The sequence below is a fragment of the Streptomyces sp. SID3343 genome (genome assembly GCF_009865215.1).
GTDB lineage: Bacteria > Actinomycetota > Actinomycetes > Streptomycetales > Streptomycetaceae > Embleya.
This window is the reverse complement of sequence record NZ_WWJX01001251.1, coordinates 21,967-28,256: the sequence shown is the minus strand read 5'-3', so window position 1 is coordinate 28,256 and position 6,290 is coordinate 21,967. Positions and strand designations below refer to the sequence as shown.

Here is a 6,290-nt window from a genome sequence, read left to right as displayed (position 1 = left end):
CCATCCCGGGCCGACAAGCCCACCCGGCTCCGCAGAACCACAACCCCACCCAAACCGCAGCCCCGCACCACGGGCAACGCACCACGCAACACGAACTCCACGCCAGGCCGACAAGCCCCCCGACCCGCAGAACCTCCACCCGCGACAAACCACAGCCCCACCCAAACCGCAGCCCCGCACCGCACGACGCAACACCAACCCCACCCCACCGCCACCGCCACGAAGCCACGCGCCCCCGCCCAGCCCCCACCCGCGCGCCACCCCGCCCACAACGCAGCGAGGCCCCGTTCGGTGACGATCGTCACCGAACGGGGCCTCGCATTCGTCTGCTTGAACCGCAGTGGCGTGGGTTACTTCTTGCCGCTGCGCACCGCCTTCGGCGACACCAGACGGGTCGCCGACCAGTCCTTGACGGCGGCGAAGCTCGTCGTGCGGGCCAAGCCCGCCGTCGGCGCGGCCTCACCGATATCGGCGGGTTCTACATATCCGTCCCGGCCGGTCTTGGGGGTCAGCAGCCAGATATGGCCGCCGTCCGTGAGCGTGGCGAGGGCATCCACGAGGGTGTCGACCAGATCGCCGTCATCCTCTCGGAACCACAACAGGACGACGTCGGCAACGTCTTCCTCGTAGTCCTCATCGACGAGTTCGGTGCCGGTGAGCTCCGCGATCTCCTCGCGCAGCTCCTCGTCCACGTCGTCGTCGTAACCGAGCTCCTGGACCACCTGTCCGGGCTGGAACCCAAGTCGAACGGCCGAGTTGGCCCGTTCTTCCGCGTGGTCCGCGGTCGCGCTCACGAATTAACCTCCCTTGTCCGGCCCCACAACGCTTCGGGGCTCACGCGCGTAAGTCCACACGCGCCAGGCTGATCGCGCAAGTACCCAGGTCACGTACTTGCGCAAACGCCACACCGCGCACCCCGCCGGAAGCTACCCCCGTCAGGGGTGGATCACGCAACGTATCCGAGACACCAGCCTGACAGACCGCGACCCACCGACTCCGCCCGGGCCGCCCGAAAGCCGTGTTTCCGGGGCCGAAGCGGCCTTTCGGCGCGTCGGCGCCAGAGCCGAAGTCCCCTGCCGGCGCATCGACGCCAGAGCCGAAGTCCCTTCCCGGCGCGTCGACGCCACAGCCGAAATCCCCTGCCGCCGGCCCGGTCACCGAACCCGAAGTCTCCTGGTCGGCGGGGCCCGCGCCACACCCGCAGTGCCCCGCTCGCGCGTCGACACCGAAATCCCGGCCCCGCGCCGGCGCTTCGAATCCGGAGTCCCCGGCCCCGCGCCGGCGCGTCGACTCCGGAGCCCCCGCCGGCCCCCGCCGGCGCGTCTGCCCCGGGGTCCGAGTCGCCACCGTGTGCGTCCACATTTCGTCCCGCGCGGCGAGTCCGTCATCCTTGTTCAACGGGTGTGAAAGCACTCATACCCTTCCGGGAACTACGCCAGTGCGCTGTCCGTAAGACAGTCGGCGTAGGGTCTTGGAGGTTCACGGTTGCATCACCCCGCAATCGCGAACCGCCGCGTGGAGCGTCCGGGACAGCCGGACGATCAGGGCAGCTCCGCTCCTTCGCGGTAACCGAACACGGATCGAGCTCGGTGAATGTGATGCAGGCGGGCACCCCGCCGGTCCATTACCGGTCGGTAGAGATGACGGATCCAACGTCCGGGTACCACGATGGGGACGGCGCGACACCGCTCAGGGTGGTCGGCCCCGCGCTCGCGGGGATGGTCCCCATCTACCGATAAGGCGAAGGAACAGCGTGGCTTCCGGACGAGAGCGCTTCTCGATCATCAGCGACGGCCTCCCGAGCCAGCTCCCCGACATCGATCCGAACGAGACCGGGGAATGGCTGGAGTCGCTGGACGCAGTCATCAACGAGCAGGGCCGACAGCGAGCCCGCTACATCATGCTCAAGCTGCTCGAACGGGCCCGTGAACGACAGGTCGGCGTGCCGGCCCTGCGCAGCACGGACTACATCAACACGATTGCCCCGGAGAGCGAGCCCTGGTTCCCCGGCGACGAGAACATCGAGCGGCGCATCCGTGCGTTCGTGCGGTGGAACGCCGCGATCATGGTGTCGCGGGCGAACCGCCCCGGGCTCGGGGTCGGCGGTCACATCGCCACCTACGCGTCCTCGGCGAGCCTGTACGAGGTCGGCTTCAACCACTTCTTCCGCGGCAAGGACCACGGCGAGTCGGGCGACCAGATCTACTTCCAGGGTCACGCCTCTCCCGGCATCTACGCACGTGCCTTCCTGGAAGGACGGCTCAGCGAGGCTCAGCTCGACGGCTTCCGCCAGGAGAAGTCGGCGGCCCCCAACGGACTGCCGAGCTACCCGCACCCGCGGATGATGCCGGAGTTCTGGGAATTCCCGACCGTCTCGATGGGCCTGGGTCCGCTCGGGGCGATCTACCAGGCCCGGTTCAACCGCTACCTGCACAACCGCAACATCAAGGACACCTCGCGCAGCCATGTGTGGGCGTTCCTGGGCGACGGCGAGATGGACGAGCCGGAGTCGCTGGGCAACATCGGCCTGGCGGCCCGTGAGGAACTCGACAACCTCACCTTCGTCATCAACTGCAACCTGCAGCGGCTCGACGGTCCCGTGCGCGGCAACGGCAAGATCATGCAGGAGCTGGAGTCGTACTTCCGCGGCGCCGGCTGGAACGTGATCAAGGTCGTCTGGGGTCGCGACTGGGACCCGCTGCTGGCGCAGGACACCGACGGCGCGCTCGTGAACAAGATGAACACCACGCCCGACGGTCAGTTCCAGACCTACGCGGTGGAGTCCGGTTCGTACGTGCGTGAGCACTTCTTCGGCGACGACGCGCGCCTGCGCCGCATGGTGCAGGGCATGTCCGACGAGGACATCCAAAAGCTGGGCCGCGGCGGGCACGACTATCGCAAGGTCTACGCGGCCTTCAAGTCGGCACGTGAGCACGTCGGTCAGCCGACGGTGATCCTGGCGCAGACGGTGAAGGGGTGGACGCTCGGCCCGAACTTCGAGTCGCGCAACGCCACGCACCAGATGAAGAAGCTCACCAAGTCGGACCTCAAGGCCTTCCGCGACCGGCTCTACCTGCCGATCACGGACGAGCAGCTCGAAGGCGACGTCCCTCCGTACTTCCACCCCGGCGAGAAGTCCGAGGAGATGGAGTACATGCGCGAGCGGCGCGCCGCGCTCGGTGGTTCGCTGCCGCAGCGGCTCGACCGGTCCAAGCCGCTCAAGCTGCCCGGCGACCCGGTCTACAGCGTCCTGAAGAAGGGTTCGAAGCAGCCGGTCGCCACGACGCAGGCGTTCGTGCGCCTGCTCAAGGACCTCATGCGCGACCCCGAGATCGGCAAGCGTTTCGTGCCGATCGCGCCGGACGAGTACCGCACGTTCGGCATGGACGCGATGTTCCCGACGGCGAAGGTCTACAACCCGCACGGGCAGACCTACGACTCGGTGGACCGCGAACTGCTCCTGTCGTACAAGGAGTCGGCGCAGGGTCAGATGCTGCACGACGGCATCTCCGAGGCCGGTTGTGTGGCCTCGCTGATCGCCGCGGGGTCGACGTACTCGACCCACGGCGAGCAGATGATCCCCGTGTACGTCTTCTACTCGATGTTCGGGTTCCAGCGCACCGGCGACCAGTTCTGGCAGATGGCCGACCAGCTCAGCCGCGGCTTCGTGCTCGGCGCCACGGCCGGTCGCACCACGCTGACCGGTGAGGGCACCCAGCACGCGGACGGGCACTCGCAGCTGTTGGCGTCGACCAACCCGGCGTGTGTCGCGTACGACCCGGCCTTCTCGTTCGAGGTCGCGCACATCGTCAAGGACGGTCTGCGGCGGATGTACGGCGAGAACGCCGAGAACGTCTTCTACTACATGACGGTCTACAACGAGCCTGTCGCGCAGCCGGCGGAGCCCGAGAACGTCGATGTGGACGGCATCCTCAAGGGTCTGTACCTCTACCAGGAGGGTCCCGCGAAGGAGGGCGCGCTGCGTGCCCAGATTCTCGCCTCCGGTGTGGGCATGCCGTGGGCGCTGGAAGCGCAGAAGCTGCTCGCGCAGGACTGGAACGTGGTCGCCGACGTGTGGTCGGCCACGTCCTGGAACGAGCTGCGGCGCGACGCGGTCGCGGCGGAGGAGCACAACCTGCTCCACCCCGAGGCCGAGCCGCACATCCCCTACGTGACCCGAGTACTCGACGGCCGTCCCGGCCCGGTGGTGGCGGTCAGCGACTGGATGCGGGCCGTACCGGACCAGATCTCGCGGTGGGTCCCGGCCGACTTCGCGTCGCTGGGCACCGACGGCTTCGGCTTCGCCGACACGCGCGGCGCGGCCCGGCGCTTCTTCCACGTGGACACCGAGTCCGTCGTGGTGGGTGTCCTGTCCGAGTTGGCCCGGCGCGGCGAGATCGAGCCCGGACTCGTGTCGAAGGCGATCCAGCAGTACGACCTGCTCGACGTCAAGGCGGCCGGCGTGGGTACGGTCGGCGGCGACGCCTGATCGTGGCGCGGCGGTAGCCGCCGGCAACGCGGGTGAGGCCCCGATCCGTTCGCGGATCGGGGCCTCACCCGTTGTCGCCCGTGGCCGCTCCCTGGTCTTGGGGGTCCGGGCTCTCGGCATGGTTATTGGCGAGCGCTCGTGGCCCACCGCGACCTAGACTCCTGGAGCCGGCCGCGGGACTTCGGTTGCGACTTTCGGAACCGCCTCTTAACTTGTGCTTTATGGTCTGACCTCGAACGACGCTTCGAACGGGATCACTCGTCCGGGAGTTCACGGGACGCGGACACGGCCTTCGTCTGATCATGTGTTCCGACCAAGGACACACTCGATCGACACGAAGGCCGTGGGGGAATGAGTCTGCTGCACCACGATGTTCGGCGGGAGCCGTTCGCGGAAGCGTCACACTTCCGGGAGGACTTCTTCGCGTGTCTGACCGCGCGGCGTGACGAACTGTTCGAGCTCATGGACGCGTTGCTGTGCGCGGATGGTCCGGTGACGGCGCCGGTGGACTTGACGCTGCTTGCCGAGCACCGCCGCGGGCACGGCGCGCTGTACGACGCTCTCAGCCGCGGCCGCCTCGACGTCGGGCGATTACGACGGACGCTCGCCGCGCTGCCCCAGCCCAAAGCCGCCGACGACCGGCTCGTCCTGGCCGTGGACGTGAGCAACTGGCTGCGGCCGGACGCCCCCACCAGCGCGGACAGGCTGTTCTGCCACACCTATGGCCGCGGCCGGGACCAGCACCTGATGATCCCGGGCTGGCCGTATTCGTTCGTCGCCGCCCTGGAATCGGGCCGCACCTCGTGGTGCCAACTGCTGGACGCCGTCCGGCTCGGCCCCGAGGACGACGTCGCCGAGGTCACCGCCCGCCAGGTCCGCCGGGTCGTCGGGGACCTGGTCGCCGGCGGGCGGTGGAGCGAAGGCGATCCGAACATTCTGGTCGTCTTCGACGCCGGCTACGACGCCCCGCGCATGGCCCACCTGTTGGACGGCCTGCCGGTGGAGGTCTTGGGCCGACTCCGTTCGGACCGGGTCATGCGCAAGCCCGTGCCCAGCCCGTGGATCTCACCGCCCCAGGGCGGCCGCCCGCCCAAGCACGGCAAGGAGTTCCGCTTCGCGAAACCGGACACCTGGGGCGAGCCGGACGCGGCCACCACACAGGTCACCGACCGCTACGGCACCGCCCGGGCGACGGCCTGGGACCGCATCCACCCCCGGCTCACCACCCGCTCCGCGTGGATCGACCACGACGGTGAACTCCCTTTGATCGAGGGCACGTTGATTCGCCTGGAGGTCGACCGGCTGCCCGGCGGCGGAGACCCACTGCCGCTGTGGCTGTGGTCCTCCGTCACCGGCATGATCGCCGGCGACGTCGACCTGCGGTGGCAGGCGTTCCTTCGACGCTTCGACCTGGAGCACACGTTCCGGATGATCAAGCAGACGCTCGGCTGGACCCGGCCGAAGCTCCGCACCCCGGAAGCCGCCGATCGGTGGACGTGGCTGATCATCACCGCGCACACCCAGCTCCGCCTCGCCCGACCACTCGCCGAGGACGTCCGCCGACCCTGGGAACGACCGGCCGCACCGAACAGGCTCACCCCGGCCCGAGTCCGCCGGGGGTTCAGGAACCTCCGCCCAACTTTGCCCTGCCCGGCCCGAGTGCCGAAACCGACCCGGCCGGGCCCGGGCCGGCCACTCGGCTCGAAGAACCAGCGTCCCGCCACCCGCTACGACGTGGGCAAAACCGTGAAACGCCCCGAGACGATCATCGAACGCGACCAGGTCAGACCATAAAGCACAA

Annotated in this window: 3 protein-coding genes; 2 read left to right on the top strand and 1 reads right to left on the bottom strand. The window is 68.8% G+C overall.

The features are described from left to right. Positions 1–350: 350 nt before the first annotated feature. Positions 351–794, bottom strand: coding sequence for a DUF3052 domain-containing protein (locus GT354_RS39215; protein ID WP_161361132.1), 444 nt, complete (start codon positions 792–794; stop codon positions 351–353). A gap of 959 nt (positions 795–1,753) precedes the next feature. Here GT354_RS39215 and aceE point away from each other — a divergent pair. Both aceE and GT354_RS39205 read left to right on the top strand, forming a co-directional pair. Beyond that, the gene (gene aceE, locus GT354_RS39210) at positions 1,754–4,489 is read left to right on the top strand and encodes a pyruvate dehydrogenase (acetyl-transferring), homodimeric type (protein ID WP_161361131.1); all 2,736 of its coding nucleotides are present in this window, start codon (positions 1,754–1,756) and stop codon (positions 4,487–4,489) included. A gap of 351 nt (positions 4,490–4,840) precedes the next feature. Continuing rightward, entirely contained in the window at positions 4,841–6,283 is a 1,443-nt protein-coding gene (locus tag GT354_RS39205) for an NF041680 family putative transposase (protein WP_161361130.1), read from the top strand. The last annotated feature ends 7 nt before the right edge of the window (positions 6,284–6,290 follow it).

Bases quoted from the DNA above. Each gene is read 5' to 3' on its own strand.
- GT354_RS39205 (WP_161361130.1), top strand. From the start codon at position 4,841: ATGAGTCTGCTGCACCACGATGTTCGGCGGGAGCCGTTCGCGGAAGCG.